Source organism: Streptosporangium pseudovulgare, assembly GCF_014648055.1.
Lineage (GTDB): Bacteria > Actinomycetota > Actinomycetes > Streptosporangiales > Streptosporangiaceae > Streptosporangium > Streptosporangium pseudovulgare.
Genome location: NZ_BMQJ01000007.1, coordinates 343,504 through 368,768 on the forward strand (window position 1 = coordinate 343,504; position 25,265 = coordinate 368,768).

Consider the following 25,265-nt stretch of genomic DNA (forward strand, 5'->3'; position numbering starts at 1 on the left):
TTTAAAGAGCCCATGGCCGGGGAATTACCTCCGATTGGATGCCTAGGACGCAGGCACGTTCCTGTCGCATTTTCCGCCACGGAGCCGTGCCCATGAAGATCGCAATGGTGTCCGAACACGCCAGTCCTCTGGCGACCGTCGGCGGCGCCGACGCCGGAGGTCAGAACGTCCACGTCGCCGCCCTCTCCCGGGCACTCGCCGAGCGGGGGCACGACGTCACCGTCTACACCCGCCGGGAATGTCCCTTTCAGTCCGCCGAGGTGGCCTTCGCCCCCGGCGTCACCGTGGTCCACGTGCCGGCCGGCCCGGCCGTGACCCTGCCCAAGGACGACCTGCTGGCCTGGATGCCCGACTTCGGCCGGTGGCTGGCCCGGCGCTGGGACGCGGCTCCTCCGGACGTCGCGCACAGTCACTTCTGGATGAGCGGGCTGGCCTCGCTGGCCGCCGCCCGGGACACCGCGGTGCCGATCGTGCACACCTTCCACGCCCTCGGCGCGGTCAAGCGGCGCCACCAGGGGAGGGCCGACACCAGCCCGCGCGAACGGGTGGGCGCCGAGGCGCTCGTCGCCCGGCAGGCGGACGCGGTGATCGCCACCTGCGCCGACGAGGTCGCCGAGCTGGTCCGGATGCGGACGCCCGAGCGGGCGGTACGGGTGATCCCCTGCGGCGTGGACCTGGCGGCGTTCACCCCGGACGGCCCCGCGGCGGACCTCGGCCCCCGGGACTCCGGGCCGGTCCTGCTGGCCATCGGCCGGGCAGTGCCGCGCAAGGGGGTGGAGACCACGATCCGGGCGCTGCGTCATGTCCCGGACGCCACCCTCGTCGTCGCGGGCGGCTCCCCCGGCGAACCGGAGCCGGCCCGCCTGGTGCGGATCGCCCGCATGTACGGCGTGGCGGACCGCGTCCGGTTCATCGGCCGGGTGGCCCGCGAGGACGTCCCCGCGCTGATGCGCGCGGCGGACGCGGTGGTCAGCGTCCCCTGGTACGAGCCCTTCGGGATCGTGCCGCTGGAGGCCATGGCCTGCGGGACTCCGGTGGTCGCCTCGGCGGTGGGCGGGCATCTCGACACGGTCGTCCCCGGCGTCACCGGCCTGCTGGTCCCGCCGCGTGATTCGGCCGCGCTCGGCCAGGCCCTGCGCGAGCTGCTCGCCGACCCGGCCCGGCTCCGCGCGTACGGCGCCGCCGCGGCCGCGCGGGCGAGGTCCGGCTACGGCTGGGACGAGGTGGCGGACCGTACCGCCGCGGTCTACGCCGAAGTGCTCGCCTCACAGGGGCCCCGGACGGCGGCGGGCGCCTTCCGGGGCACGGGAGCCGCCTGACGGCGGCGGGAATGCGGGAGGCCCCCGTTGAGGACCATGGAAAACGGGGGCCTCCCGTTGAGGACCGCGGAGAACGGGGGCCTCCCGACGACCGCGGAAACGTGGAGGCGCCCCGGCCGCACCGGTGGTCCGGTGCGGCCGGGGCGCTCCGCGAGGGTCAGCGGCCGGTGGCTCGATGGATCTTCCCCGTGGCGGTCCGGTCGATCACGGCCTTGACCACTCCGAAGATCGCACCCTGGATGGCCGCCGCGACCAGGATCTCCTTCCAGCCGTACTGGTCGGAGGTCGGGTCCGGGGTCTCGTCCTTGCCCGAGGCGAGTTTCCAGACCTGCTTGAAGATGGCTCCGGCGACGGCGCCGCCGACGAGGCCGGTCACGGCGCCGGTACCCTTGGATACGATCTTGCTCAACTTCGCGTCCTCCGTTCGCGTTCGGTGGGGGCCGCGCCTACCCGGTACAAACCGCCGTTAACGGTGCATACCAGAAGAACGGACGGCAGGGAGGGGCGACGTCCGCGCCCGGGAACCGCCTCGGATCACACCACCGGCGGGTCGTCGTAGTGGCGCTCCTCGTAGACGCGACGCTGGGTCACCGGGTCCTCGATCACCGTGGTGGTGGGAGGCTGCACGACCCGGCGTGCGACGCGGAGCCGGTAGAGCGCGAACAGCAGCCACACGAGGCCGCCGAGCATCAGGATCACACCGACGACGTTGATGTCGAACCCGGCGATGTCGAACTCGACCGCCCAGGTGAGAATCGCACCGAGCATTATGAGGATGATGCCGCCTGCGATGGTCATGGGATTACCTCCTTCGAGCCAACGCCCCATCCCCTATCCCACCCACGGATCTCAAACGTCCCCCGCGGGAGGACACGTGAAATATGACCCCCCGATCGTCGTCACGGGCCTGATGGGCGCGGGCAAGTCGTCCGTCGCCCGGATCCTGGCCCGCGAGCTCGGCCGGCCGCTGCGGGACAGCGATCCCGACCTGGCCGCCCGGTACGGCGGCGCGACGGCGGCCGAGACCGCCGCCCGGGAGGGCGCGGATGTGCTCCACGAACGGGAGGCCCGGCACCTGCGCGAGGCCCTCGCCGAGCGGCCCCCGGCGGTGACGGCCGCCGCCGCCAGCGTGGTGGAGAACCCCGCCTGCCGCCGGGCGCTGTCCTCGGCGCTGGTGGTCTGGCTGGACGCCCCGCCCGCCGTGCTCGCCGTACGGATGCTGTCGAGCGGGCACCGCCCGCACTTCGAGCCGGACCTCGCGGCCATGCTCACCGAACAGCGCGCGGTACGGGGGCCGTTGTTCGCCGAGGTCGCGGACCTGACGTTCGACGTCTCGGCGCTGACCGCCGACGAGGTCGCCGCCCGGGTGCTCGCCTCGCTCGAAGGCCGCTGACCCGCCGGGCCGGACCGGCCGCCGGGCGCACCCTCGGACGCGCCGCCGGGCGGTCACCGGCCGAGCAGGGCCAGCATCCGCTGGATCTGCGCCGTACGGGACGCCTCGATCCGCCCCGCCAGCGCCCGTACCTCGGGGTTCACCCCGTTCATCGCCTCCAGCCTGGCCAACTGGATCGCGTCGTCCTGCTGGGCGATCACCATGTTGAGGAACCTGCGCTCGAACTCGGCGGGCGGCGCGTCCGCGACGGAGCCGATCTCCGCCTCGGTCAGGCCCGGCATGCCGCCGTGGGCGGCGTGCTCGCCGGGGTCAGCGGTCAGGGGCCGCCCCCATGCCCTCAGCCACCCGGCCATCGTCGCGGTCTCCGCCTCCTGGGTGGTGGCGATGGCCGCCGCCAGGGTCCTGACCTCCGGGCGGGCCGGCCGGTCGCGGGCGAGCCGTGCCAGCCGTACGCCCTGGCCGTTGTGCGGGCCCATCATCTGCAGGAACATCACGTCGACGGCGTTGACGTCCCCGGGCGGGGTGGTCGCCGGGATGGCCGCCGGAGCGGACGCGGCGGCGCTCCCCCCGCCGTGCGCCCCGTGCCCCGGGCCGGCGCCGTAGAACTCGTGGGCGTCGGTGCCGCACCCGGTGACCAGGGCGGCGCACAGGACGAGGCCCGGCACGGCCCAGGCGATGCGCTTCACGGAAGACCTCCTCGGCGAACGCCGCGGCGGGCCGGGACGGCGTGGCGTCCCGGCCCGTCGGCGGATCAGGCGCGGGTCCAGAGCGAGGAGGCGTTCGGCGGCTCCCAGCCCGGCAGGGAGGTGTGCGCCTGCAGGCACCGGTAGGCCAGACCGTCGTAGGTGACGCGCGCGCCCACCGCGTAGGCGGTGTTCGCCTTCCACGCGTCACCGGGCTGCGGCGTGGTGGTCGCCGTCGGGGTGGCGGTGGGCGTCGCCGTGGGAGTCGTCGTGGGGATCACGGTGGGGGTCACGGTCGGCGTGGGCGTCGGGGTGGGCGTGGTCCCCCCGCCGAAGTCCACGTCGGAGCAGGTGTAGAACGCCTCGGTGCTGCCGACCACCCGCTGCCAGATCGAGTAGATGAGCTGGCGGCCGGTCCGCTGCGGGAGGTTGATGGTCCAGTTGGTGAACGTGGTCGGGTTCTGGTTGGTGAAGGTCTTGATGGGCTCCAGGTCCGACCAGCGCAGCGGCTGCGTCGGGTTCCAGCTCTGCTTGGTGATGTAGAACTCGAAGTTGCTGTTCGAGTGCGGCGCGGTCGCGTGGTAGGTGATCGTCAGCGGGCCCGGGGAGACGCGAGTGGCGGGCCAGTCGGCCCGGGTCAGGTCCAGGCCCCGGTACTTGTCGCGTCCGGCGCTGCACAGCTTGCCGTCCGGGATGATCGCGCGGTGGTTGCCCCCGGCCTCCAGCCGCGAGACCTCGTGCCAGTCGTAGAACGCCTGGGTGCCGCCGGCGGCGATGGCAGCCTTGCAGGCGTCCGACTTCGGCGTCTCCGGGCCCTCCAGGTGGCAGACGTAGGCGCGGCTGGGCGGGTTCGACATGGAGCCGTGGGCGGCCGCCGGGGTGGAGGGCAGCAGGACGACCAGGGACGTGACGGTGAGCGCGGCGGCGCCGGCGGCCGCCTTGTGTCGCAGGAGCACGTGGACTCCTCCTTCGGGGGAATGGAGGCGGACATGTCCAACGGCCGACGGATAGCACGTTATTAAAAGTAAACCTTACTAACAATTACCATCGCCGCGCCAGACGTTCCCACCACCTCCCCACACATTCCCCGCTGCTCCCGCCCGGCGGACGTCCGCCGCGACGCCACCCCGCTCGTATGGGCGGACAGGCGATGGTCAATATTAGTAAACTACAGTTGAGTCAACTACGATTCGGTCAACTATACTTCGGACTATGCGTAAACCCGAGCACGTCTTCAACCGCGAGCGGGAGTGGGCGAGCCTTGTCTCGTTCGCCGCTGAAGAGGGTGCGGGAGCTCGACTCGGCGTGGTGAGCGGCCGCCGCCGACAAGGGAAGAGTTACCTTCTGCAGGCTCTGGCCGCCGGCATGGGCGGCATCTACTTCCCCGCGTTGGAAGTGACCGAGGCGGTGGCCCTCCGTCTGTTCGCGGATGAGCTGATCAGGTTCACCGGTGCGCCGGTCCCGGCCTTCCGCGACTGGATCGACGCCGTCCCCTACCTCTTCGGCGCCGTCCGCGATCGGGCGATTCCTGTTGTGTTCGACGAATTCCCTTACCTGATCAAGGCGTCTCCCGAGTTGCCCTCGATCATCCAGCGGGAACTGGGCCCCGGTGGTTCCGGGGCTTCCAGCAGCGCCCGAGTGCTGCTCTGCGGCTCGGCCATGTCGGTGATGGGCGGGTTGTTGTCGGGTACGGCTCCGCTCCGCGGACGCGCGGGGCTGGAGATGGTCGTCAGGCCCTTCGACTATCGCCAGGCCGCCGCGTTCTGGGGAATCGGCGATGCCCGGCTGGCGGTGCTGGTCCACGCGGTGGTCGGCGGAACCCCGGCCTACCGGCGGGAGTTCGTCCGCGGCGACGTCCCATCCGATCTCGACGACTTTGACGACTGGGTGATCAGGACCGTTCTGAACGCTGAAGGGTCGCTGTTCAGGGAGGCCCGCTACCTGCTGGCGGAAGAGACGGAGATCCGCGACCCATCGCTCTACCACTCCGTCCTGGCCGCCGTCGCCGACGGGAACACGACGTCGGGAGGGATCGCCGGCTACGTAGGCCGCAAGTCCAATGAGATCGCCCATCCTCTCCGCGTGCTGGAAGACAGCCATCTCCTGGTCAAGGAGCGCGACCTCTTCAGGCCGAACCGCAGCTACTACCGGGTGGCCGAGCCGCTCGTCACCTTCTATCAGGCGATCATGGCCAGGGAATGGACACGTCTGGAACGCGGGGACGCGGCGACGGTCTGGCGGGGCAGCCGGGCACGTTTCCTGTCACAGGTGGTCGGACCCCACATCGAGGTACTCTGCCGGGAGTACGCCCTGGGCGACGACGCCGAGGCCGGTGAGGTGGGAAGCGGCGTGGTCCCCGATCCGGCCAACCGCACGCAGATCCAGATCGACGTCGCCGTGCTGGCGCGCGCCGATCACGGACGTCCGCGCCGGATCCTCTCCCTGGGCGAGGTCAAGTGGGACCGGGTCATGGGGACCGAGCACGTGGCACGGCTCCGGCGCGCGCGCGACCTGCTCACCGCCAAAGGGTTCGACACCCGGGACACCGTTCTGACGTGCTACTCCGGGGCGGGGTTCAGCACCGAAGCTGCGAGTGACGTCCGCCTGGTGACCATCGACGACCTCTACGCGTGATCGCTTCTCCACACGGGCCGGGCACACGGGCCGGGATCTCCAGGAGCCGACACCGAACTCATGGGGAGTCAGCCGAATGCCTTCACCGCGGCGACGGGGCGGCGACGAGGACAGGCGGCGGCCGTGGCCGGCACGCAGGCCGCCGGGGCGCCCGTCATGACGAAAGCCCAGGCCGGGTGATCCGGCCTGGGCTTTCTCGTCGGTGCGCCGCCAGGGACTCGAACCCCGGACCCGCTGATTAAGAGTCAGCTGCTCTAACCAACTGAGCTAGCGGCGCTTGCGACGGACGTAACTGTAGCAGCAGCCACGGGGCCAACGCACATCAACCGGGCAGGGGCGGGCGGTACGGCCCGCCGTACGGATTACCCCGCGAAAGAAGCCGGGACTCGTCGCACGGAGCCGGGCCTTCGATGGACGAGGCCGGACGGCTCCCCGGCCGCCCGGCCCCTGACGAACGGTCTCGTGAAGAAGCCGGGGCCCGGCGGTCGTCCGACCGTCGGGCCCCGGCAGGGCGGAGGCCGGACAGCCCCCCAACCGTCCGGCCTCCTGTCGGCCGGGCGGGCAGTCCCCCAACTACCCGAACCCAGCCTCCTCGCGGGCCCTTCCTTCGTCTCCCCCAAGACTCGGGCGGCTCCGCTCGGGGACGCGATCCCCCTCGCGTCCTTATCCGGTGAAAAGTCTCTGCAACGCTCCCCCCGGGCTTCGCAGAACCCCTTGACCTGCTACAACAGTACAGAACCGAACGTAAGAAGCACGTCATACGCGAGTTGTTTTTGGACCTACATCCACACTTGACCCGGTATAGCCGAACGGGTCCGCCCACCCCCCGCGGAGGACCCGGTCACCCGCCGGAAAGCCCCCGCGGACCCGGGGATCCCGGGTGCGGAGACGGCGCGAGGAGCGCCCGTCAGGCGGGCAGTTCGAGGACGACCTCGCTCTTCTCCCGCAGTGCCCGGCTCACCGTGCAGTATTTGTCCTCGACGCGCCGGGCCACCGCGCGGAAGACCTCGTCGGCCTTCTCGTCGCCCTCGGGCAGCTCCACGTCGTAGGTGATGGTGATCGGTCCGAGCAGCGTCGGCTCGACCTTCTCCGCCTGGACGGTCATGGCCAGCCGGACCAGGCGGTGTCCACGCTGGGCGGTGAGCGGCTCCACGGTGACGATGTTGCAGCCGCCGAGGGCCGCGAGCAGCAGCTCGACCGGGGTGAAGACCCCCTGCTCGTCGGCGCCGCCCATGGCGACCTCCGCCCCGCGATCGTTGCGGGCCACGAACCCGTCGTCGGTCCGCTCCACCCTCACCTGCGCCATGGCGCACCTCCCCGGCTACGCCGCTCACCCTATCGAACCGGGCCGGGCCCCGGGCCCCGGACCGGGACCCGGGGCCCGAACTCCGGGCCCGGACCCTGTTCCGCGGACCGTCCCGCCTGCCGCGGGGACCCGCAGAACGGAACCTATGCCTCAGGGTGCCTGGCCAGGTACTCGATGTAGAACGGGCGCAGCGCCTCCCCCAGCTCGCCCTCGCCGGCGGCCACCGCGTCGCTGAGCAGGGCCGAGACCCGGCTGAGCTCGTTGGCCGTCTCCTCCTCGTTGCCCGTGGACGCCTCCGCCGCGGGGATCATCTTGAGCAGCTCCCACAGGAACGCGAGGTCCCCGTGGTGAACCGCGTAGCGGACTGCGCGGTCGTGCAGTTCCTGGGCCGGCAGCGCCTCCAACTCGTCCGTTTCCAACCGTCCCACCTCCTCACCGCGCCTTCTGCCCCCCGATCACGCTGATCATGCGTGGTCGGCCGCCAACCGGACGATCATCTTGCCGACGTTGGCGCCGCCCAGCATGTCGATGAAGGCGCGGGGCGCGTTCTCCAGGCCGTCGACGACCGTCTCCTGGAAGGTGATCCGGCCCTCGGCGAGCCACGGCCCCATCTCGGCGAGCATGTCGCCCATGCGGCCGGCGTGGTCGCCGACGATGAACCCGCGCAGGGTGAGCCGCCTGCCCACGGCGAGGAAGAGGTTGCGCGGTCCCGGCGGCGGCTCGGGGGCGTTGTAGGCGGAGATCGCCCCGCACATCGCGACCCTGCCGTACGTCCGGAGCGCGCCGATGGCGGCCTCCAGGTGGTCGCCGCCGACGTTGTCGAAGTAGACGTCGATGCCGTCGGGGGCCGCCCGCGCCAGCAGGTCGTGGACCCGGCCCTTCTTGTAGTTGAAGGCGTCGTCGAACCCGAGCTCCTCGATCAGGTAGGCGACCTTCTCGTCCGAGCCCGCGCTGCCCACCACCCGGGAGGCGCCCTTGAGACGGGCGATCTGCCCGACCAGGCTGCCCACGGCCCCCGCCGCGCCGGAGACGAACACCGCGTCGCCCTCCTTGAAGGAGGCGACGTCGAGGAGGCCGACGTAGGCGGTGAGGCCCGGCATGCCGAGCACGCCGAGGTAGGCCGACAGCGGTATCCCCCGCAGCCGGTCGATCCGGCGGCCCTGCCCGGCGTCGAGGACGGCGTGCTCGCGCCAGCCGTACCCGTGCAGGACGAGGTCGCCGGGCGCCAGGGCGGTGGCCCGTGAGTCCACGACCTCGCCGACCGCGCCGCCCTCCAGGGCCTTGCCGAGCTCGAACGGCGGGACGTAGGACTCGCCCTCGTTCATCCGGCCCCGCATGTAAGGGTCGACGCTCATGAAGAGGTTGCGGACGAGGATCTGGCCGTCGCGGACGTCGGGCGGCCCGGCGTCGGCCATCTCGAAGTCGTCCTCGGTCGGCCACCCCGAGGGCCGCGAGGCGAGCCGGATCTCACGGAACATCGTGCCGCCCGCGAACCGCGGGCCGTCGGACGTCTGGTCTGCCATGGTGAAGCCCCCTCGGCCTTCGTGCTCCTTCGCCGGAGGCGTTCTGCGTCCGGTGCACGGGACCATCCCCACATCCGGGCGGATCTCCCATCCCTGTGACCGAACGCACCGCCCCCGGCCTGCGGCGACGCCCGTACGGCGCGGCCCGCGGGGCGCCGCCCCCTCCGGGGGACGCTCCGCCCGGGAGGCCGCGGCCTCCGTACGGCACCGCCGTCGCGGCCGGGCGCCGCCGGGGCCCCGCGGGGGACCTCGTCGTGGTGACGAGGTCGTGACCGCCGTCGCGGGCACGGAGTGGCTAGGGTCCGGGTAGGCCCGCGCGGCGGGCCTACCGTCCGTCCGACTTTCCTGCGAGGATGCCCAGGCGTGAGAATCATCATCAAGATCGTGGCCGTGGCGGCCGCCCTGTGGGTGGCCACCCAGCTTGTGCACGGCATCACGGTGTCCGCGTCCACCACCGCCGGGGAGGTCGGCACGCTGCTCGCGGTCGCCCTGGTCTTCGGCGTCATCAACACGGTCCTCAAGCCGATCATCAAGACCGTCGGCTGCGCCTTCTATGTGCTCACGCTCGGGCTGTTCGCCCTGGTGGTGAACGCCGGTCTGCTGCTGCTCACGAGCTGGATCGCCAAGCAGTTCCACCTGGCCTTCCACGTGAGCGGGTTCTGGGCGGCGTTCTGGGGCGCGATCATCATCGGCCTGGTGAGCTGGCTGCTGGACCTGGTGTTCGGCGACTGAACGACCCGCGCCGCCGGGCGGGGCTCAGCCTACCGAGCCCCGCTCGCGGAGCTGCGGGGACTGGACGATGCGCCGGTGGCGGGTCTCGCCGTCCGCCGCGTCCACGACCGTGCCGACGGCCGCCCGGACGATGCGGTCGATGTCCCAGTCGACGGTGGTCAGCGGCGGGGTGAGCAGCCCGGACATCGGGTGGTCGTCGTAGCCCATCACCGAGACGTCGAGCGGGATGCGCAGGCCGCCCGCGGCGGAGGCGGCGTAGACGCCGTAGGCGATCGAGTCGGAGAAGCAGAAGAACGCCCGGTGCCCGGCGGCGAGCGCGCCCCGGGCGACGCCGGTGGCGGCGGCCGGCGACTGGGGCGCGGTGATCACCTCGATGTCCAGCGCCAGCCGTTCGGCCTCGGCCAGGACGTGCACGTCGGCGGGGCGGTCGGGGGTGCTGGCCCGGGTGGGGGTGAGGACCGCCAGCCGCCGGTGTCCCCGGTCGCGCAGGTGCTCCAGCGCCAGGGTGACCCCCGCGCGGTTGTCGAAGACGACCTCCCCCGCCGTACGGGCTCCGGCCAGCGCGTCGCCGATCGACACCACCGGCAGGCTCTCGCACAGCTCGGACCAGAACGGCGCGGCCGGGTCGACCGGCTGCACGATCAGGGCGTCCACCCGCTGGTCCCGGAGCTGCCGGGCCAGCGTGCGCTCCCGCGCCGGGTCTCCCACGGCGTCGAGGATCAGCGCGTAGCGGTCGTTGTCCTTCAGTGCCCGGCCGATGCCGACGGCCAGGGCCTGCTGCCAGAGGTCCTCCAGGGATCCGCAGAGCAGGCCGATCATCCCGGTCCGGCCGCTGGCCAGGGCGCGGGCGATGGGATCGGCCTCGTAGCCGAGCTCGGCGGCGGCCCGCCGTACCCGCTCGATGGTCTCTCCGGACACCTGCATCCCGCGCAGCGCGTACGAGACCGAGGCCGGGGACAGTCCGGTGGCCTTCGCCACCTCACGTATCGTCGCTCGTTTCCGTGGCTGGGGCACCAGCCCAGGGTATGTCGCGGTCCGCCGCGGCAGGCGTCTCCCGCGCGGTATTCCGGCGTTTCACCGCGTCGCCGGGACCGGCCGGGCCCGATGAGGCCGTGCCGGAGCAGCCGACCTCAGCGGGTCGGCGGGAGCGGCCCGGCCGGGCCGCTCCAGTCGGGCGATCCGGCGGCCCGACACGCCATCGCAGGGGCGAGGATGCGGCCCGGCCAATTACCTGTATTCTAGGTAGGAAATAACAGAAGGGAGGGCCTGATGGCCGTCGACGTGCACCAGCACCTCTGGACGCCCGCGTTCACCGACGCGCTCCGGCGCCGTACGGCCGCGCCGCGCCTCGACGGCTGGACCCTCCACCTGGACGGCGAGCCCCCCTACGAGGTGAATCCCGCCGACCACGACCCGGCCGCGCGCCTGGCCGCCGACCCCGGCCTGGACCTGGCGCTGGTGTCGCTGTCCAGCCCGCTCGGCGTGGAGTCGCTGCCGCCCGGGGACGCCTGGCCGATCATCGACGCGTACCACGAGGACGCCCTGGCCCTGCCCGCGCCCTTCGGCGCCTGGGCCGCGACCTGCCTGAGCGACATCGACCCCGGTGCGCTCGCCGGCGCGCTCGACCGGGGACTGGCCGGGCTCCAGCTGCCCGCCACGGCCGTGGGGTGCGCCGCCGGCCTGGCGCGGGTCGCCCCGCTGCTCGACGTGCTCGCCGAGCGGGACCTGCCGCTCTTCGTGCACCCGGGCCCGGCCGCACCCGCCGTACCCGCTACCGGGCCCGGAGCGCCCGCCGGGCTCGCGGCCGGCGCGGAGGCCCCCACCCGCCCGCCGGCCGGCTCCGGGGCGCCCGCCGTACCCGGGTGGTGGCCGGCCGTCGTGCCGTACGTGCAACAGATGCACGCCGCCTGGTTCGCCTTCGCCGCCTTCGGCCGCCCCCGCCACCCCGGCCTGCGCGTCTGCTTCGCGCTGCTGGCGGGCCTGGCGCCGCTCCACTCCGAGCGGCTGGCCCGCCGGGGCGGCGGCGGCCGGGGAGAGGTGGACCGCGACGTGTTCCTTGAGACCTCCTCCTACGGCCCGCGCGCCATCGACGCGATCGTGCGTGAGCTCGGCATCGACGTGGTGGTCAACGGCTCCGACCGTCCCTACGCCGAGGCCCCGGACCCCGCGCTCGGCGACGCCGCCCGGCACGCCGTCACGGTGGTCAATCCCAACCGCCTGCTGAACCGGAAGGAGCCCGGAAGATGAACCAGGTGATCACCCCGGCCCGGGAGCGGCACGCGCTCCCCGAGGGGCCGGACACGGGCGGCGCGGGCTACGACAGCCTGCCCGCGCGCCCCCTCGACCGGCGCGAGCTGCGCGCCCTGGTCGAGGAGCTGGCCGCCGACCCGTCCCGGTGGGAGGGCGACGTGGACTTCCCCGCCGAGGGGGGCCGCCACTACGCCTCGCTGCACCGCGACTCGCACGTCGACGTCTGGCTGCTGTGCTGGCGGCCCGGGGACGACACCGGCTGGCACGACCACGACATCTCCTCCGGGGCCGTCCGGGTGGTGGCCGGGGCGCTGCGGGAGTCCAACCCCAGGATCGGCGGGGAGCACGTGGAGACGCTGGTCACCGCCGGGCAGTCGTTCTCATTCGGCCCCGACCACATCCACCGGCTGAGCGGGGCGGCGGAGGGCAGCGTGTCGATCCACGCCTACTCCCCGCCGCTGTGGCGTCTCGGCCAGTACTCGATCGACGAGGGCGGGGTCATGCGCCGCGTCTCGGTCAGCTACGCCGACGAGCTGCGGCCCGTGGACCCGGCGGAGGACCTGCCGGAGGACCTACCGGACGCGCCGGTCGGCGAGGCCGCCCTCGCCTGACGGGGCGCCACCCCGGTCCGGGGGGGGGCCGTCCCCGGCCGGCGGGACGGCCGCCCGGAGCCCGGCGGGGCCGCCCTCGCCTAGTGGGAACCGCCGGTTCCGCCGCTTCCGCCCGTTCCGCCTTTCCGGCCGCCCGCGGGGCGGGTGGCCATGACCGCGTGCTCCTCCTCCTCGTGCTCGCGGTACTCCTCGTGGCTCTCCTCCAGCGGCACCTTCTCGCCGCCGTAGGCCCGGCTCATCCTGGCGCGGAGCCTGCCGAGCCGGCCGCGCAGCTCCTCGGGCGGCACTTCGCCGTCCCCGTCGCCGTGACCGTTCCCGAGCCCGGGCAGCATCGGGACCGGCACCTTGCCGCGGATCCGGTCCTCGAGGTCCGGGGTCGGCGGGGCGTGCACCTCGATGTACTCGCCGTCGGGCAGCCGCCTGATGACGCCGGCCTCCACGCCGTGGGCGAGGACCTGGGCGTCCCTGCGCTGCAGGCCCAGGCAGACCCGGTAGGTGATGACGTACGCCAGGACCGGCCCCAGGAAGATCAGGACGCGGGCGACATAGATCAGCGCGTTCATCGAGAGATGGAAGTGCGCGGCGATCACGTCGTTGGCGGCGCTCAGCCACAGGATGCCGTAGAAGGTGACCGCCGCCATGCCGATCGAGGTGCGGTGCGGGTTGTTGCGGGGCCGGTCGGCGACGTTGTGCTCGCTGCGGTCGCCGGTGACCCACTGCTCCATGAACGGGTAGAGGGCCAGGCCCAGCGTGAGGAGCAGGATCGGGACCAGTGCCGGGATCAGCACGCTCAGCGTCAGCGTGTAGCCGGCGAAGTCGATCTCCCAACCGGGCATCAGCCGGAGCGCGCCGTCCAGGAACCCCATGTAGAAGTCGGGCTGGGTGCCGGCCGAGATGTTCGCCGGGTTGTAGGGGCCGAACAGCCAGATCGGGTTGATCTGCGCGAGGCCGCCCAGCAGCGCGACGGTGGCGAAGGTGAACATGAAGTACGCGCCCGACTTGATCATGAAAGCCGGCCAGAGCGGCGAGCCCACCACGTTCATGTTCGTGCGGCCCTTGCCCGGCATCTGGGTGTGCTTCTGCACCCACATCAGGATGAGGTGGCCGGTGATCAGCGCCAGCAGCAGGGCCGGGATGAGCAGGATGTGCAGCGAGTAGAACCGGGCGATGATGTCACTGCCCGGGAACTCCCCACCGAAGATCAGGAAGGTTATCCAGGTGCCCACGATCGGGATCATCTGGGCGATCCCCGCGGTGATCCGCAGGCCGGCGCCGGACAGCAGGTCGTCCGGCAGGGAGTAGCCGGTCAGGCCCTCGATGAGGGTGATCAGCAGCAGGGCGACGCCGATCAGCCAGTTCAGCTCGCGTGGCTTGCGGTAGGCGCCGGTGAAGAACACGCGGAGCATGTGGATCATCAGGCCGCCGATGAACAGCAGGGCGGCCCAGTGGTGGATCTGCCGCATCAGCAGGCCGCCGCGCACGTCGAAGCTGATGTCCAGCGTCGAGGAGTACGCCTCGGACATCATGACGCCCTTGAGCGGCACGTAGGAGCCACCGTAGGTGATCTCCTGCATGCTGGGTTTGAAGAAGAACGTCAGGAACGTACCGGTCAGCAGCAGGATGACGAACGTGTAGAGGGCGATCTCCCCCAGAAGGAAAGACCAGTGGTCAGGAAAGATCTTCCGTAGGTTCCGCCGGAGGAAGTTTCCCGCGCCCAGACGATCGTCCAGGAAACTGCTCGTGCTCGCTATGGGCTTCGGAACGGTTCCGCTGCTCACGCGTGGCCTCCGTTCTCAGGGCCCCGGCTCCGGCGCGGTCTGGCGCCCGATGACCGGACCGGGGTGTACGGCGAAGCACGCCGTCGCCGACCAGGTCCTTCCATCATCCACAGCGGGTTACAAGCGAATGTAAAGACAGAAGCCCACAAATAGGAATGAAAGCCCTGAAACTTATTCACCGGGCGGGCAGCGGTCACCGGCCGGACCATCCGTACGGCGGGCGGTGGCACGGCCTTTATCGCCCTTTTAACCTGCGCCGTTATCCTTTCGGGTGACGCGGCGACGATCCGTCGCCCCGATGACAACGTTGTCGGCGAGGAGTTCCTGGGTGATGATCGGGCCGTGACAGACAGTGCGCGCGGACGGCCCACCATGAAGGACGTCGCGACGGCGGCCGGGGTGGCGCTCAAGACCGTCTCCCGGGTCGTCAACGAGGAGCCGGGCGTCACCCCGGCCACCGCCCGGCGGGTCCTGGCCGCCATCGAACGGCTCGGTTACCGACGCAACGAGAGCGCCCGGCTGCTCCGCCGGGGACGGACCGCCACCATCGGCCTGGTGATCGAGGACGTGGGCGACCCGTTCTACTCCGGGATGGGCCGCGCGGTGGAGCAGGTCGCGCTCGCGCACGGCTCGCTGATGTTCAGCGGCTCCTCCGGCGAGGACCCCCGGCGCGAGCGCGACCTCGTCCTCGCCTTCTGCGCCCGCCGGGTGGACGGGCTGGTCATCGTGCCCGCCGGGCCCGACCACGGCTATCTCCGCCCCGAGCTCGACGCGGGCGTCGCCGCCGTCTTCGCCGACCGGCCGGGCGGCCTCGACGCCGACACCGTGCTCTGCGCCAACTCCGCCGGCGCGTACGCCGGGGTGGCCCACCTGCTCCGGCGCGGCCACCGCCGCGTCGCGTTCCTCGGCGACGACCCGGCCATCTTCACCGCCGCCGAACGTCTCGCCGGCTACCGCCGCGCGCTCGCCGACGCGGGGCTCGGCGCCGACCCGTCGCTGGTCGCGATGGGGCCGCCGGAGCGGGCCGGGGCGGCGCTGTCGGCGATGCTCGCGGGCGGCGACCCGCCCACGGCCGTGTTCACCGGCAACAGCCGGATCACCGTGGCCGTGCTGCGCGCCGGCCACCGGCCGCCCCTGGTCGCCTTCGACGACTTCGAGCTGGCCGACCTGCTGGTGCCCGGCGTGACTGTGGTGGCCCAGGACCCGATGGGGCTGGGCCGTACCGCCGCGGAGTTGCTGTTCGAGCGGATCGCGGGCGGGCGGGGGCCGGCCCGCCGGATCGAGCTGCCGACCCGGCTCGTCCCCCGCGGCTCCGGCGAGCTGCCGCCCGCGCCCGGTACGGCGGGCCCCGGGCACAGGTGACGGACGCCGGCCGCCGGACCGGAGCCGCCGGGGGACGAGCCGGGTTCGCAGCCGCGGGGGACGGTGACGGTCAGGCGGGCCCCGGGCTCAGGTGACGGCGGAGCGCGAGCGAGCAGCCGATGACCGCGAGCCCGGCCAGGGCGATCGCCAGGTGCGGGGCGATCGCCTCGGCCACCGCGCCCGCCAGGGCGGCGGCCAGGGCCTGTCCGGTCATCACCCCCGCGCCCGCCAGGCCGAACGCCTGCCCGGCGACCGCCTCGGGCACCGCCGCCACGAACCGGCGTTGCAGCCCGAGCGCGTAGGAGCCGCCGGCCATCGTGGCGAGGAGGACGAGGAGCGCGGCCGCCGCGAGCCCTGGCCGGAGGACGAAGCCGAGCAGCGGAACGCCCGCCAGGGCCGCGAGCGGCAACGCCAGCCGCTCCCGGCCGGACGGGGAGGCCAGCCGCCCCACGGCGAGGTTGCCCGCCGCCAGCCCGGCCGAGGCGGCGGCGAGCGCCACCCCGGCCGTGCCGCCGAGGTAGGGGATGAGCACCGCCTCGGCCCCCGTCAGGAACGACACCGGCAGCCACTGGGCGAGCAGCAGCCCGCGCACCCGCGGGTCCGCCAGCAGCGCCCGGTTGACGCGCAGCGTCTCCCGCACGGTCCCGCCGCCCGCGCCCCGGGTCCGCACGCCCGTCCCGCCCGCACCCGGGCCCCGGACCCGCGCGCCGGCCTCGCCTTCGCCTTCGCCTTCGTCCTCGCCCCGGGCCGGTACGTCCGGCAGGCCGAGCCGGAGCAGCACGGCGGCCACGGCGGACAGTCCGGCGGTGGCGGCCAGAGCGCCCGCGGGACCGGTCGCGGCCAGCACGCCGCCGCCGGCCGCCAGCCCGGCGACCTGCCCGCCGGCGGCCGTCACCGACAGCACGGACCTGCCCAGCACGAACGCGTCCCCGGGCAGCAGCGCGGGCAGCAGGGCGTTGCGGGCCGCCATGAAGACCGGCGAGAACAGGCCGCCGGCCAGTACCAGCGCCAGCATCGCCCAGACGGGGAGCCCGGCGAAGGCCAGCAGCAGGCAGGTCCCCGCCCGGACCAGCTCGCCGACGATCATCAGTGTGCGGGGCCGGACCCGGTCGGCCAGGGAGAGCAGGAACGTCCCGCCGACGACGTACGGCAGGAAGCCCAGCATGTAGGCCGCCGCCGACAGCCCGGGCGAACCGGTCCTCGCGTACACCAGCGCCGACAGGGCCAGCGCCTTGACCTGGTCCCCGGCGATCAGGAGTGCGAAGCTCGCGAAGAGCGTCCGGAATTCGGCGACGGCGAAGAGCTCCCGGTAGGTCGCGGCCCGTTCCCGTGCGGTGGTCATCATGCCCGCCAGGGTGGGGCGTCCCGCCGCCGGGAGATAGGCTTTCGGAAATCGCCGAAAGATCGCCGTGCGGGGGCCGGCCAGGGAGACGTCGTGGCCATCAGGATCGAGGTCAGCCCGGGAGACGTCGTGGCCACCAGGTTCGCCGTCTCCCCGCTCATCGTCACCAAGCTCGCCCTGCGGGTGCTGTCCGGCGGGAGGCAGGCCGGGGTGTGGCGGGCCTGGGCGGACCGGGCGCGGGAGCCGTACGGGAGACTGCTGGCCGAGCGGCCGGGGCTCGGGGCGATGGTGGCGTTGTTCCGCGACCGGCGCTACAACGCCGACTTCGTCGCGCCGCCGCCGGCCCGGGTGGGCACCCCGTTCGAGGCGGAGCTCGCGACGGTGCGCGCGACCTCCGCGGCCCAGGCGCACCGGGAGATCGCCAGGAACCTCGACGGCATGCCCCGGCCGCCGGCCGCCGTGCTGGACGTGCTGTCCTCACCCGACGTGGTGACGCTCTTCGCCGACGCGCTCCAGGCACTCTGGGAGGAGATCGTCGCCCCCGCCTGGCCGCGCTTCCACGCGATCCTGGAACGGGACGTGATCCAGCGGGCCGGCCGCCTGGCGACGTACGGCTGGGCGGCGGCGCTCGCCGATCTCAGCCCCAGGGTGCGCTGGCACCCCGACGGGGTGATCGAGGTCCGGGCGGAGAGCCCGGACGAGACCCGCCGGCTCGGCGGGCGCGGCCTGTTGTTCGTGCCCTCCCCCTTCCCCTCCGGGGTGGGTTCCTACCTGGAGGACGCCTGGCCGTACGCGATCTCCTACCCGGCGCGCGGGGCCGGGATCCCGCACGAGGTGCCGGACGGCCTGGCCGGGCTGATCGGCCGGACCAGGGCGCGGGTCCTGCTGGAGCTGGCCGTCCCGGCGACCACCAGCCATCTCGTCGCGCTGCTCGGCCTGGGGCTGGGCACCGTCGGCGGCCATCTGGGCGCGCTGCGGCGCGCGGGCCTGGTGGCCCGGTGCCGCACCGGCCGCGCCGTGCTCTACCACCGCACGGCGCTCGGCGACGCGCTGGTCAGCCCTTCAGTGCCCCCGCCATGAGGCCCCGCATGAAGAACCGGCCCAGCAGGACGTAGACCACCATCGTGGGGATCGAGGCGAGCAGGGCCGCGGCCATCTGCTGGCTGTAGGGGACGGTCTGCGCCCCGGCGATGTTGTTGAGCATGACCGTGGTGGGCCAGCTCTGCGGCCCGGTGAGGAAGACCGCGAACAGGAAGTCGTTCCACATCGAGGTGAACTGCCAGATGACCACCACCGCGAACGCGGGCCCGGAGACCGGCAGCACCACCGACCGGTAGGTCCGCAGCATCCCCGCGCCGTCCACCCGGGCCGCCTCGATCAGCTCCTCGGGGACGGTGACGTAGTAGTTGCGGAAGATCAGCGTGCAGATCGGGATGCCGTAGACCACGTGCGCGAGCAGCAGCCCGGGGATCGCGCCGTAGAAGACCCCCTGCGCCCCGGTGACGGCCTCGGTGATCTCGTTGAGCTTCACCAGGAGCTGGACCAGGGGGATCATGACGCCCTGGTAGGGGATGAACATCCCGAACAGCAGCAGGGTGAACAGCACGTCGGCGCCGGGGAAGCGCCACCTGGCCAGCACGTAGCCGTTCATGGAGCCCAGCGCCGCCGAGATCAGCGCCCCCGGTACGGCCAGCAGCACGCTGTTGACGATGCCGGGGGCGAGCTTCTCCCACGCCACCCGCCACGGCTCGAACGTCCAGACCTCGGGCAGCGCCCAGGCCCGGCTCGGGTCGGCCTCGGTGAGCGGCTTGAAGCTGGTGACCAGCAGCACGTAGATCGGGATGAGGAAGACGACGAGGAAGGCGAGCAGCAGCGCCAGGCGCACGCCGCGCGCCCACCCCGCCCGGGTGCGCGCCCGCCCGCCGTCCCGCCCGTCCCGCCCGTCCCGCACCGGGGGGACCGGGGCGGCCGGGGTGGCGGGGGTGGTCGCGGCCGTCATGATCGCTTCTCCCTGCGCAGGGACCAGACGAGGTAGGGGACGACGAAGATGCTCACCGCGAGCACGATGTAGGACGCGATGGCGGCGCCCTTGGCCGGGTCGTGGGAGTCGAAGACCGCGACCCACATGGAGATCGCGGGCACGTAGGTGACGATCTGCTTGCCGGAGACCGCGACGATGAGGTCGAAGACCTTCAGCGAGATGTGCCCGAGGATGATCAGCGCGGACAGCGTCACCGGGCGCAGCAGCGGCAGCACGACGTGCCGGTACACCTGCCACTCGGCGCAGCCGTCCACCCGGGCGGCCTCGCGCAGCTCCTCGGGGACGCCCCGGAAGCCCGCCAGGAACAGTGCCATGACATATCCGGATATCTGCCAGATGGCGGGGATGGCCATGGCGGCCATCCCCCAGTCCTGGTCGCGGAACCATCCCCACTGCAGGGCGTCCAGCCCCAGCCCGTCGAACAACCGGTTCAGCCCGACGGCCCGCTCGTCCCGCGCGGAGTTCATCAGCCAGCGCCAGACCACCCCGGTCGCCACGAACGACACCGCCATCGGGAACAGGTAGACCGCCCGGAAGGTGCCCTCTCCCCTGATCCCCTTCTCCATGAGGAACGCCAGCAGCCAGCCCAGCGCCAGTGCCCCGAGCACGAACACGGCGGTGAAGACGATCGCGTGGTGGACCGAGATCACCCACGGCTTCTGGCTCCACAGCGAGAAGAAGTTGTCCAGGCCGACGAAGGACCCCTCGGACACCTCGTCGTGCCTGTCGGTCATGGCCAGCCGGAAGTTCCAGCCGAGCATGCCGTACACGAAGACCCCGACGGCGACGAGCGACGGCATGACCAGCAGCAGGCCGGGCAGCCACCTGCGCACCCGCGTCATCCGGCACCTCCCGCGCCCCTCGACGGCGGCTCCCCGGCGGTCATCGACGGCTCCCCGGCGGTCACTGGCCGGAGTTCTTGGCCGCCTCGGCCAGGGAGGACTGCAGGGCGGCCACATCCTTGTCCTCGTGGAACAGGCCGACCGCCTCGTTGATCGCGGTCCGCCAGGCGTCGTTGACCACCACGCCGTGCTGGATGGACCCGGCGAGCTTGTTGCTCCCCCAGTCCTTCAGCGCGTCGGCGAGGTAGTCGGTGTAGAGGGAGGTGTCGGCGTCCTTACGGGCCGGGATGGAGCCCTTCTTGGGGTTGAAGGCGTCCTGGCCCTCCTTGCTCGCGGCCACCTTCAGCCAGGCCACCGCCCCGTCGCGGTTCGGCGCGCCCTTGGGGAGGGTGAAGCTGTCCGACAGCCACATGAACGTGCCGGCGGTTCCGGGCGAGGGCGCCCAGTCGAAGTCGGTCTTGGACTTCTTGCCCAGGCCGCCGTCCGGCGGGTTGTGGAAGTAGCCGTAGGCCCAGTCGCCCATGATGGTGAACGCTGCCTGGCCGTCGGCCACCTGCTTGGCGGCGGGCTGCCAGTCGTCGGCCGGGTCCCCGGCGTAGGACAGGACGGTCTTGAAGTCGTTGAGCGCCTTGGTCACGGCCGGGCCCGACCAGTCGGCGTTCGCGGTCCACAGGGCGTTGTAGGCGTCGGTGTCGAGCGAGCCGAGCAGCACGCTCTCCAGCAGGTGGACCATCGTCCACTCCGAGCCGATCGCCAGCGGCACCTTGCCCGCCTTCTTGACCTTGTCCAGGGCGGTGACGAACTCCGGGATCGTCTTCGGCACCTCGGCGACCCCCGCCTCCTTGAGCACGCCGGGGTTGAACCACATGACGTTGGAGCGGTGGATGTTCACCGGGACGGAGTAGATGTCGCCCTGCACGCTGATCTGGTCGATGAGCTGCTGCGGGAAGACCTCCTTGAGCTTGAGCTCGTCGTAGAGGAAGTTGACCGGCTCCAGCTGCCCGGCCTTGATGTACCCCTGCAACTCGGCGCCGGCGTGGCCCTGGAAGGTGTCCGGTGGGTCCCCGGCCTGCAGCTTGGTGGCCAGCAGGGCGCGCGCCTTGTCGCCGGATCCGCCCGCCACGGCCGCGTCGAAGAACTCCAGACCGGCGTTGTTCTTCTGGAAGATCTCCCGCATGGCCTTCAGGCCGTCGGCCTCGCCGGGGCCGGTCCACCAGGAGAAGACCTCGACCTTCTTCTCTCCTCCGCCGCCCCGCGTACCCTGCGCCGCGCCGCCGTCACCACCGCCGCAGGCGGTCAGGGTGAGCAGGCCCGCCACGGTGGCCGCGACGGCCGCCATCAATCGTCGTCGCACAGTTTCCCGTCCCTCCGGAATCAATCCGACAGAATCACCGAGAGATATGACAACGTTGTCAGCAAGGCAATCAACCCCGCCGGATCGCGTCAAGGCATGCGCGCACAACCCGCGGATAACGTCTGTGCATCCCCACCCCGGAATGTGCATCCCCACCCCGGAAAAGGGTGTGGGGGCCCCGCCCCGCCGCGGGACCCCCACCAGGCGCGCCTCAGGGGCCGCGCCGCCCGCCTGTGCCATCGGCGGGCCGCGCGCTCACCCCTGGACGCGCTGGATCGCGCCGTCGGGCAGCGCCATCACGGTGACGCCGAAGTCGTGGATGGTCGCCGCCAGCTCCTCGGGGGAGAGGCCGGGGGCCACCACGACCAGCGCGCCGCGCATGAGCGCCAGGCCGATCAGCGTGGTCGTGGCCAGGACGCAGGTCAGGGACCACGTCACCAGCAGAACGTCTGACTTCTCCAGGACCGCGAGCCGGTCGAGGACGTGCATCCGGCCGATGAGGTCCTCGTGGGTGAAGACCCCCGCGTCCTGGGTCAGCAGGGCGGGCTGGACCGACGGGTCCAGCAGGGGCAGCGGCCCGGGTTCCAGCAGCAGCAGGTCGGCGAAGTCGACGGTGTCCCGCGCCTGGCCGAACGTGATCACCTGCCGGACCCTGGACGCCTCGGCCGCCCGCAGCGACGCCTCCGCCAGCTCGGGGGTCGTGATGAGCAGCCGGGCGTCCCACCGGGCCAGCAGCGTGCCGATCTCCCCGCCCCCGGGGGCGACGGGGGCGGCCACGCCTCCCGCCGCGATGACGGTGTGCACCGCGAGGGTCTGCGCGGCGGCGTCGCCGACGTGGATCCCGGCCACCTGACGTCTGCGGGCGCCCCGCCGGACCAGGCCGGAGGCGCCCAGCGTCACCTCGCCGGCGAGGCGGCGGTAGCCGTACACGACCCCGGCGCCGAGGTCTATCAGCGCGGGCCGGTCACCCCGTTCGTACGCGCGACCGAACACCGCCTCGGTGACGGTTCCCCTGATGGAGGAGGTCGGTCTCATGGCGCCGACCGTAAGGCCGGTCTGACGGCCGGGGCATCGTTCGATGTATGTAGATGAGTGTGTATTCGAGATCACCCTTTCCGAGGGGTGCGGGCCCGAGCCCTGCGCGGCTCGGACCCGCTGTCGCGTGCCCCGTGGCCCCGAAGTCCCCACCCCTCCGAGGAGACCTCGGCCGACGGGCGGGACACGCGACGCCTCCGGTGTGCCCGGCCGTGACGCCGGGGATGGTGTGGGCCCGCCGCGCTCGTGACCCTCGCCCCGGCGGGACGATGCGGAAGGCCGGCCTCACCGGCCGGACACGAGGGAAACGTACGGCGGGCACCCGGGGCCGCGCATGCGCCGAACTGCGTATCCCGGGGTGTAGCCGTACGGTCACCGGCGCCCGCCGGGGTATGTAGACCGGGCGACGGGCGCTCCCCGGCCGCCGGAGCGCCGCGGGCGGGTCCCTCAGGCGCGATTGTGCTCGATGACCCAGGTGGCGACCTGGGTGCGTGAGGAGAACCCCAGCTTCGCCAGGATGTTGGCCACGTGCCGGGCCGCGGTCGCCGGGCTGATCACCAGCTCGTCGGCGATGGCCTTGTTGCTCAGGCCGCGGGCCACCAGCTCGGCGATCTCCCACTCGCGGCCGGTGAGGGTGGTCAGCGGGGCGGCCGCCGGGCCGCGGGCGGCCGTCGGCGGCGTGCCGGTCTGCTCGCCGTCCGGCTCGTCGTCCTGGAGGGCGTAGCGGATCGCCTGCTCCTGCGTCATCTCCTGGCCGTGCGCCCAGAGCTGGGCGACGAGGGCGTCGCCGAGGCGGGTGCGGGCGGGCTGGAGCAGCTCCTCCATCCGGGCGCCGAACCCCGACGGCAGGAAGGCGCCGCACATCGAGCCGCGGATCGCGGCGGAGGCGCCCGCCAGCCGTACGGCCCGGCGGTCGTCCTCCTCGGCCAGCGCGAGCTGCGCGAGCGTCTCGATCCGCCGGGCGACGCCGAGCCGCTGGCCGGTGCCCAGGCACAGCCGCAGGCTCTCCACCAGCCGGACGCGGGCGGTCGCCAGGTCGCCCTGGGCGAGGGCTATCCGGCCCAGCCCCGACAGGCAGGTGATCGTCTGCCAGTGTGAGGTGATGTCCTGCAGCAGGTCGAGGGCCTGCTCGTAGTAGGCGCGGGCCTCGGCCAGGTCACTGCGCAGCCAGGCGACCTGCGCCAGGCCGATGAGCGCGACCGGCTCGGCCCAGTGGTTGTCGAGCTCGTGGGCGATGGCCAGCGCCGCCTCGAACGACCGCTGCGACTCCTTGGCGCGGCCCTCCGACAGGGCGAGGGTCCCCTCCATGGAGCGGATCACCATCTCGTGCCAGGGGTCGTCCACCTTGCGCACGGCCTCCAGCGCCTCGTCGAGGCAGGCCCTGGCCGCCTCCGGCCGCCGCTGGTAGATGGCCACCCAGGCCAGGATGGCGAGCGCCCCGCTCAGCGGCCCGTGCAGGCCCGTCGTCCGGCACAGCTCGGCGGCCGCGGTGCAGGCGACCTGCGCGGTGTCGGGGTCGCCCTGGCCGAAGGCCACCTGGCCGCGCAGCGCGAGGGCGTCGCCGCGCACCCGCGGGGACAGCAGCGCGGGCTCGGTCTCCAGCAGGCGGTCCAGCCACTCGTCGGCGGGGGTGAACCGGCCGCCGGCGATGGTCGGCCAGCGCAGCAGCACCAGCAGGCGCAGCGCGCTCTCGGGGTCACCGGTGTCGGCCGACCAGCGCACCGCCGCCCAGATGTTGGACTGCAGCTCGTCCAGCAGGACCAGCTGCGGGCAGATCTCCTCCCACGTGGGGCGGGGGTGGCGGACGATCAGCCGGTGGACCCGGTCGGCGATGCCGATCATGTGGTCACGGTGCCGCTGCCGCAGCGGACCCTCCTCGCCGGAGGCGTCGAGCTGCTCGGCGGCGTACTCGCGGATCGTCTCCAGCATCCGGTAGCGCGTCTCGCCCGCGGCCGCCGCGTCGGCCAGCACCAGGGACTTGTCGACCAGGCCGCACAGCACGCTGAGGATGTCCTCGGCGCACAGCCCGTTGCCCGAGCAGACCTGCTCGGCCATGTCGAGCGTCCAGCCGCCGGTGAAGACCGCGAGCCGCCGCAGCAGGATCCGCTCGGGCTCCTTGAGCTGCTGGTAGCTCCAGTCGACGGTGGCCCGGAGCGTCTGGTGCCTGGCGGGGGCGGTGCGGTCGCCGGCCGACAGCAGCCGGAAGCGGTCGCGGATGCGGGCGTGGATCTGCTCCACGGTCAGCGCCCGGCACAGGGCGGCGGCCAGCTCGATGGCGAGCGGCATCCCGTCGAGCGCCTCGCACAGGCTGGCGATCTCCGCGGTGTTCTGGTCGGTCACGGTGAAGCCGCGCGAGGCGGCGCCGGCCCGGTCGACGAACAGCCGTACGGCCTCGCTGCCCGCCGGGTTCTGGGCGTCCGCCCCGGGCAGCGAGAGCGGCGGCACCCGCCACACCGTCTCCCCCGCCACCCGCAGCGGCTCGCGGCTGGTGGTGAGCACCCGCACCTCGGGGCAGACGGTGAGCACCATGCGGCAGAACCGGGCGCACTCCTCGATGAGCGACTCGCAGTTGTCGACGATGAGCAGCAGCCGCCGGTCGGCGAGGGCGTCGATCAGCGTCTCGGCCAGCGGGCGCGACGGCTCGGCGCCGACGCCGAGCGCGGCGGCCACCCGGGGCACGATCTGGTCGCCGGGCACCGCCTCGGCCAGTTCCACCAGCCACACGCCCCCCGGGAAGTCGTCGGCCACCTGGGTGGCCACCCGGACCGCCAGCCTGCTCTTGCCGATGCCGCCCGCCCCGCACAGCGTCACCACCCGGGCGACGCCGAGCAGATGGGTGAGCTCCTCCACGTCGGCCTCGCGGCCGATGAAGGCGTTGGGTTCGAGGGGCAGGTTGCCCGCGGTGAGGGAGGAGTGCGCGGTGTCCTGTGTCATCGGCTCTTGGTCGCGGTGTCCTGGTCTCGGCGATCGGTGGCATCCGGTGGTGCGTCGCGGGGCGGCCGTCACAGAAAGTGTGACACCAATTACCGTGCCGTGCCCAGGCTTAACACCATTTCGGAT

At 72.8% G+C, this 25,265-nt stretch carries 23 protein-coding genes and 1 tRNA gene; 8 read left to right on the top strand and 16 right to left on the bottom strand.

Annotated features, from left to right (window positions below; translation table 11 throughout):
- The first annotated feature begins 92 nt into the window (after window positions 1–92).
- On the top strand, window positions 93–1,319 hold the full coding sequence (locus IEZ10_RS16765) for a glycosyltransferase (RefSeq protein ID WP_189247423.1): 1,227 nt from the start codon (window positions 93–95) through the stop codon (window positions 1,317–1,319).
- 157 nt (window positions 1,320–1,476) lie between these two features.
- Here the strand turns inward: IEZ10_RS16765 and IEZ10_RS16770 are convergent, their stop codons facing one another.
- Both IEZ10_RS16770 and IEZ10_RS16775 read right to left on the bottom strand, forming a co-directional pair.
- Window positions 1,477–1,728 (bottom strand): DUF4235 domain-containing protein, encoded by a 252-nt coding sequence (locus tag IEZ10_RS16770; RefSeq protein WP_179824692.1) that lies wholly within the window; start codon window positions 1,726–1,728, stop codon window positions 1,477–1,479.
- Window positions 1,729–1,853: 125 nt separating this feature from the next.
- On the bottom strand, window positions 1,854–2,117 hold the full coding sequence (locus IEZ10_RS16775) for a DUF6458 family protein (RefSeq protein WP_189247424.1): 264 nt from the start codon (window positions 2,115–2,117) through the stop codon (window positions 1,854–1,856).
- 76 nt (window positions 2,118–2,193) lie between these two features.
- Here IEZ10_RS16775 and IEZ10_RS16780 point away from each other — a divergent pair, with 76 nt between their 5' ends.
- Window positions 2,194–2,712, top strand: a complete 519-nt coding sequence (locus IEZ10_RS16780) for a shikimate kinase (protein WP_229811343.1) — start codon at window positions 2,194–2,196, stop codon at window positions 2,710–2,712.
- A gap of 53 nt (window positions 2,713–2,765) precedes the next feature.
- Here IEZ10_RS16780 and IEZ10_RS16785 read toward each other — a convergent pair whose 3' ends face one another.
- Both IEZ10_RS16785 and IEZ10_RS16790 read right to left on the bottom strand, forming a co-directional pair.
- Window positions 2,766–3,398 (bottom strand): DUF305 domain-containing protein, encoded by a 633-nt coding sequence (locus IEZ10_RS16785; RefSeq protein WP_229811344.1) that lies wholly within the window; start codon window positions 3,396–3,398, stop codon window positions 2,766–2,768.
- A 65-nt stretch (window positions 3,399–3,463) separates the two neighbouring features.
- On the bottom strand, window positions 3,464–4,351 hold the full coding sequence (locus IEZ10_RS16790) for a lytic polysaccharide monooxygenase (RefSeq protein WP_229811345.1): 888 nt from the start codon (window positions 4,349–4,351) through the stop codon (window positions 3,464–3,466).
- 256 nt (window positions 4,352–4,607) lie between these two features.
- On the opposite strand from IEZ10_RS16790, the gene IEZ10_RS16795 reads away from it, so the two are divergent.
- Window positions 4,608–6,029, top strand: a complete 1,422-nt coding sequence (locus tag IEZ10_RS16795; protein WP_189247425.1) for an AAA family ATPase — start codon at window positions 4,608–4,610, stop codon at window positions 6,027–6,029.
- Between the two features lie 203 nt (window positions 6,030–6,232).
- Here IEZ10_RS16795 and IEZ10_RS16800 read toward each other — a convergent pair.
- The 4 genes from IEZ10_RS16800 to IEZ10_RS16815 all read right to left on the bottom strand — a co-directional run bounded on the left by IEZ10_RS16800 (window position 6,233) and on the right by IEZ10_RS16815 (window position 8,858).
- A tRNA-Lys gene (locus tag IEZ10_RS16800) sits at window positions 6,233–6,306 on the bottom strand.
- A gap of 630 nt (window positions 6,307–6,936) precedes the next feature.
- Entirely contained in the window at window positions 6,937–7,335 is a 399-nt protein-coding gene (locus IEZ10_RS16805; protein ID WP_179824698.1) for an OsmC family protein, read from the bottom strand.
- Window positions 7,336–7,478: 143 nt separating this feature from the next.
- Entirely contained in the window at window positions 7,479–7,754 is a 276-nt protein-coding gene (locus tag IEZ10_RS16810) for a hypothetical protein (RefSeq protein WP_179824700.1), read from the bottom strand.
- 45 nt (window positions 7,755–7,799) lie between these two features.
- The gene (locus tag IEZ10_RS16815) at window positions 7,800–8,858 is read right to left on the bottom strand and encodes an NADP-dependent oxidoreductase (protein ID WP_189247426.1); all 1,059 of its coding nucleotides are present in this window, start codon (window positions 8,856–8,858) and stop codon (window positions 7,800–7,802) included.
- 363 nt (window positions 8,859–9,221) lie between these two features.
- Here IEZ10_RS16815 and IEZ10_RS16820 point away from each other — a divergent pair, with 363 nt between their 5' ends.
- A complete protein-coding gene (locus tag IEZ10_RS16820; RefSeq protein WP_179824705.1) occupies window positions 9,222–9,590 on the top strand; it encodes a phage holin family protein in 369 nt (122 codons plus the stop codon).
- A 24-nt stretch (window positions 9,591–9,614) separates the two neighbouring features.
- On the opposite strand, the gene IEZ10_RS16825 is transcribed toward IEZ10_RS16820, so the two are convergent.
- On the bottom strand, window positions 9,615–10,568 hold the full coding sequence (locus IEZ10_RS16825; protein WP_229811346.1) for a LacI family DNA-binding transcriptional regulator: 954 nt from the start codon (window positions 10,566–10,568) through the stop codon (window positions 9,615–9,617).
- 291 nt (window positions 10,569–10,859) lie between these two features.
- On the opposite strand from IEZ10_RS16825, the gene IEZ10_RS16830 reads away from it, so the two are divergent.
- Together IEZ10_RS16830 and IEZ10_RS16835 are read left to right on the top strand one after the other, a co-directional pair.
- Entirely contained in the window at window positions 10,860–11,837 is a 978-nt protein-coding gene (locus IEZ10_RS16830; RefSeq protein WP_189247428.1) for an amidohydrolase family protein, read from the top strand.
- The gene (locus tag IEZ10_RS16835; protein ID WP_189247429.1) at window positions 11,834–12,451 is read left to right on the top strand and encodes a cysteine dioxygenase; all 618 of its coding nucleotides are present in this window, start codon (window positions 11,834–11,836) and stop codon (window positions 12,449–12,451) included. The genes IEZ10_RS16830 and IEZ10_RS16835 overlap by 4 nt, the downstream gene beginning before the upstream one ends.
- A gap of 80 nt (window positions 12,452–12,531) precedes the next feature.
- On the opposite strand, the gene qcrB is transcribed toward IEZ10_RS16835, so the two are convergent.
- Complete coding sequence (gene qcrB / locus IEZ10_RS16840) at window positions 12,532–14,229, bottom strand: cytochrome bc1 complex cytochrome b subunit (RefSeq protein ID WP_189247430.1); 1,698 nt, start codon at window positions 14,227–14,229, stop codon at window positions 12,532–12,534.
- 342 nt (window positions 14,230–14,571) lie between these two features.
- Here qcrB and IEZ10_RS16845 point away from each other — a divergent pair, with 342 nt between their 5' ends.
- Window positions 14,572–15,591, top strand: a complete 1,020-nt coding sequence (locus IEZ10_RS16845; protein ID WP_373287402.1) for a LacI family DNA-binding transcriptional regulator — start codon at window positions 14,572–14,574, stop codon at window positions 15,589–15,591.
- Window positions 15,592–15,661: 70 nt separating this feature from the next.
- Here IEZ10_RS16845 and IEZ10_RS16850 read toward each other — a convergent pair whose 3' ends face one another.
- Window positions 15,662–16,936 (bottom strand): MFS transporter, encoded by a 1,275-nt coding sequence (locus tag IEZ10_RS16850; RefSeq protein WP_229811347.1) that lies wholly within the window; start codon window positions 16,934–16,936, stop codon window positions 15,662–15,664.
- A gap of 90 nt (window positions 16,937–17,026) precedes the next feature.
- On the opposite strand from IEZ10_RS16850, the gene IEZ10_RS16855 reads away from it, so the two are divergent.
- Complete coding sequence (locus tag IEZ10_RS16855; protein WP_229811348.1) at window positions 17,027–18,013, top strand: ArsR family transcriptional regulator; 987 nt, start codon at window positions 17,027–17,029, stop codon at window positions 18,011–18,013.
- Here the strand turns inward: IEZ10_RS16855 and IEZ10_RS16860 are convergent.
- The 5 genes from IEZ10_RS16860 to IEZ10_RS16880 all read right to left on the bottom strand — a co-directional run bounded on the left by IEZ10_RS16860 (window position 17,988) and on the right by IEZ10_RS16880 (window position 25,139).
- Window positions 17,988–18,932: a carbohydrate ABC transporter permease gene (locus tag IEZ10_RS16860; protein WP_229811349.1), complete on the bottom strand. Its 945-nt coding sequence runs from the start codon at window positions 18,930–18,932 to the stop codon at window positions 17,988–17,990. The two genes, IEZ10_RS16855 and IEZ10_RS16860, sit on opposite strands and share 26 nt — an antisense overlap.
- Window positions 18,929–19,816 (bottom strand): carbohydrate ABC transporter permease, encoded by an 888-nt coding sequence (locus IEZ10_RS16865; RefSeq protein ID WP_189247431.1) that lies wholly within the window; start codon window positions 19,814–19,816, stop codon window positions 18,929–18,931. Before IEZ10_RS16865 ends, IEZ10_RS16860 begins: the two co-directional genes overlap by 4 nt.
- A 61-nt stretch (window positions 19,817–19,877) precedes the next feature.
- Window positions 19,878–21,170, bottom strand: a complete 1,293-nt coding sequence (locus IEZ10_RS16870) for an ABC transporter substrate-binding protein (RefSeq protein ID WP_189247432.1) — start codon at window positions 21,168–21,170, stop codon at window positions 19,878–19,880.
- 255 nt (window positions 21,171–21,425) lie between these two features.
- On the bottom strand, window positions 21,426–22,205 hold the full coding sequence (locus IEZ10_RS16875; protein WP_189247433.1) for an AMP-binding protein: 780 nt from the start codon (window positions 22,203–22,205) through the stop codon (window positions 21,426–21,428).
- Window positions 22,206–22,652: 447 nt separating this feature from the next.
- The gene (locus IEZ10_RS16880; protein ID WP_189247434.1) at window positions 22,653–25,139 is read right to left on the bottom strand and encodes an ATP-binding protein; all 2,487 of its coding nucleotides are present in this window, start codon (window positions 25,137–25,139) and stop codon (window positions 22,653–22,655) included.
- Between the last annotated feature and the right edge of the window lie 126 nt (window positions 25,140–25,265).

What these genes read in the sequence shown, in the direction of transcription:
- IEZ10_RS16765 (WP_189247423.1), top strand. Translation starts at nt 93, where the DNA reads ATGAAGATCGCAATGGTGTCCGAACACGCCAGTCCTCTGGCGACCGTC.
- IEZ10_RS16775 (WP_189247424.1), bottom strand. Translation starts at nt 2,117, where the DNA reads ATGACCATCGCAGGCGGCATCATCCTCATAATGCTCGGTGCGATTCTC.
- IEZ10_RS16795 (WP_189247425.1), top strand. Translation starts at nt 4,608, where the DNA reads ATGCGTAAACCCGAGCACGTCTTCAACCGCGAGCGGGAGTGGGCGAGC.
- IEZ10_RS16805 (WP_179824698.1), bottom strand. Translation starts at nt 7,335, where the DNA reads ATGGCGCAGGTGAGGGTGGAGCGGACCGACGACGGGTTCGTGGCCCGC.
- IEZ10_RS16815 (WP_189247426.1), bottom strand. Translation starts at nt 8,858, where the DNA reads ATGGCAGACCAGACGTCCGACGGCCCGCGGTTCGCGGGCGGCACGATG.
- IEZ10_RS16830 (WP_189247428.1), top strand. Translation starts at nt 10,860, where the DNA reads ATGGCCGTCGACGTGCACCAGCACCTCTGGACGCCCGCGTTCACCGAC.
- IEZ10_RS16835 (WP_189247429.1), top strand. Translation starts at nt 11,834, where the DNA reads ATGAACCAGGTGATCACCCCGGCCCGGGAGCGGCACGCGCTCCCCGAG.
- IEZ10_RS16850 (WP_229811347.1), bottom strand. Translation starts at nt 16,936, where the DNA reads ATGATGACCACCGCACGGGAACGGGCCGCGACCTACCGGGAGCTCTTC.
- IEZ10_RS16860 (WP_229811349.1), bottom strand. Translation starts at nt 18,932, where the DNA reads ATGACGGCCGCGACCACCCCCGCCACCCCGGCCGCCCCGGTCCCCCCG.
- IEZ10_RS16865 (WP_189247431.1), bottom strand. Translation starts at nt 19,816, where the DNA reads ATGACGCGGGTGCGCAGGTGGCTGCCCGGCCTGCTGCTGGTCATGCCG.
- IEZ10_RS16875 (WP_189247433.1), bottom strand. Translation starts at nt 22,205, where the DNA reads ATGAGACCGACCTCCTCCATCAGGGGAACCGTCACCGAGGCGGTGTTC.
- IEZ10_RS16880 (WP_189247434.1), bottom strand. Translation starts at nt 25,139, where the DNA reads ATGACACAGGACACCGCGCACTCCTCCCTCACCGCGGGCAACCTGCCC.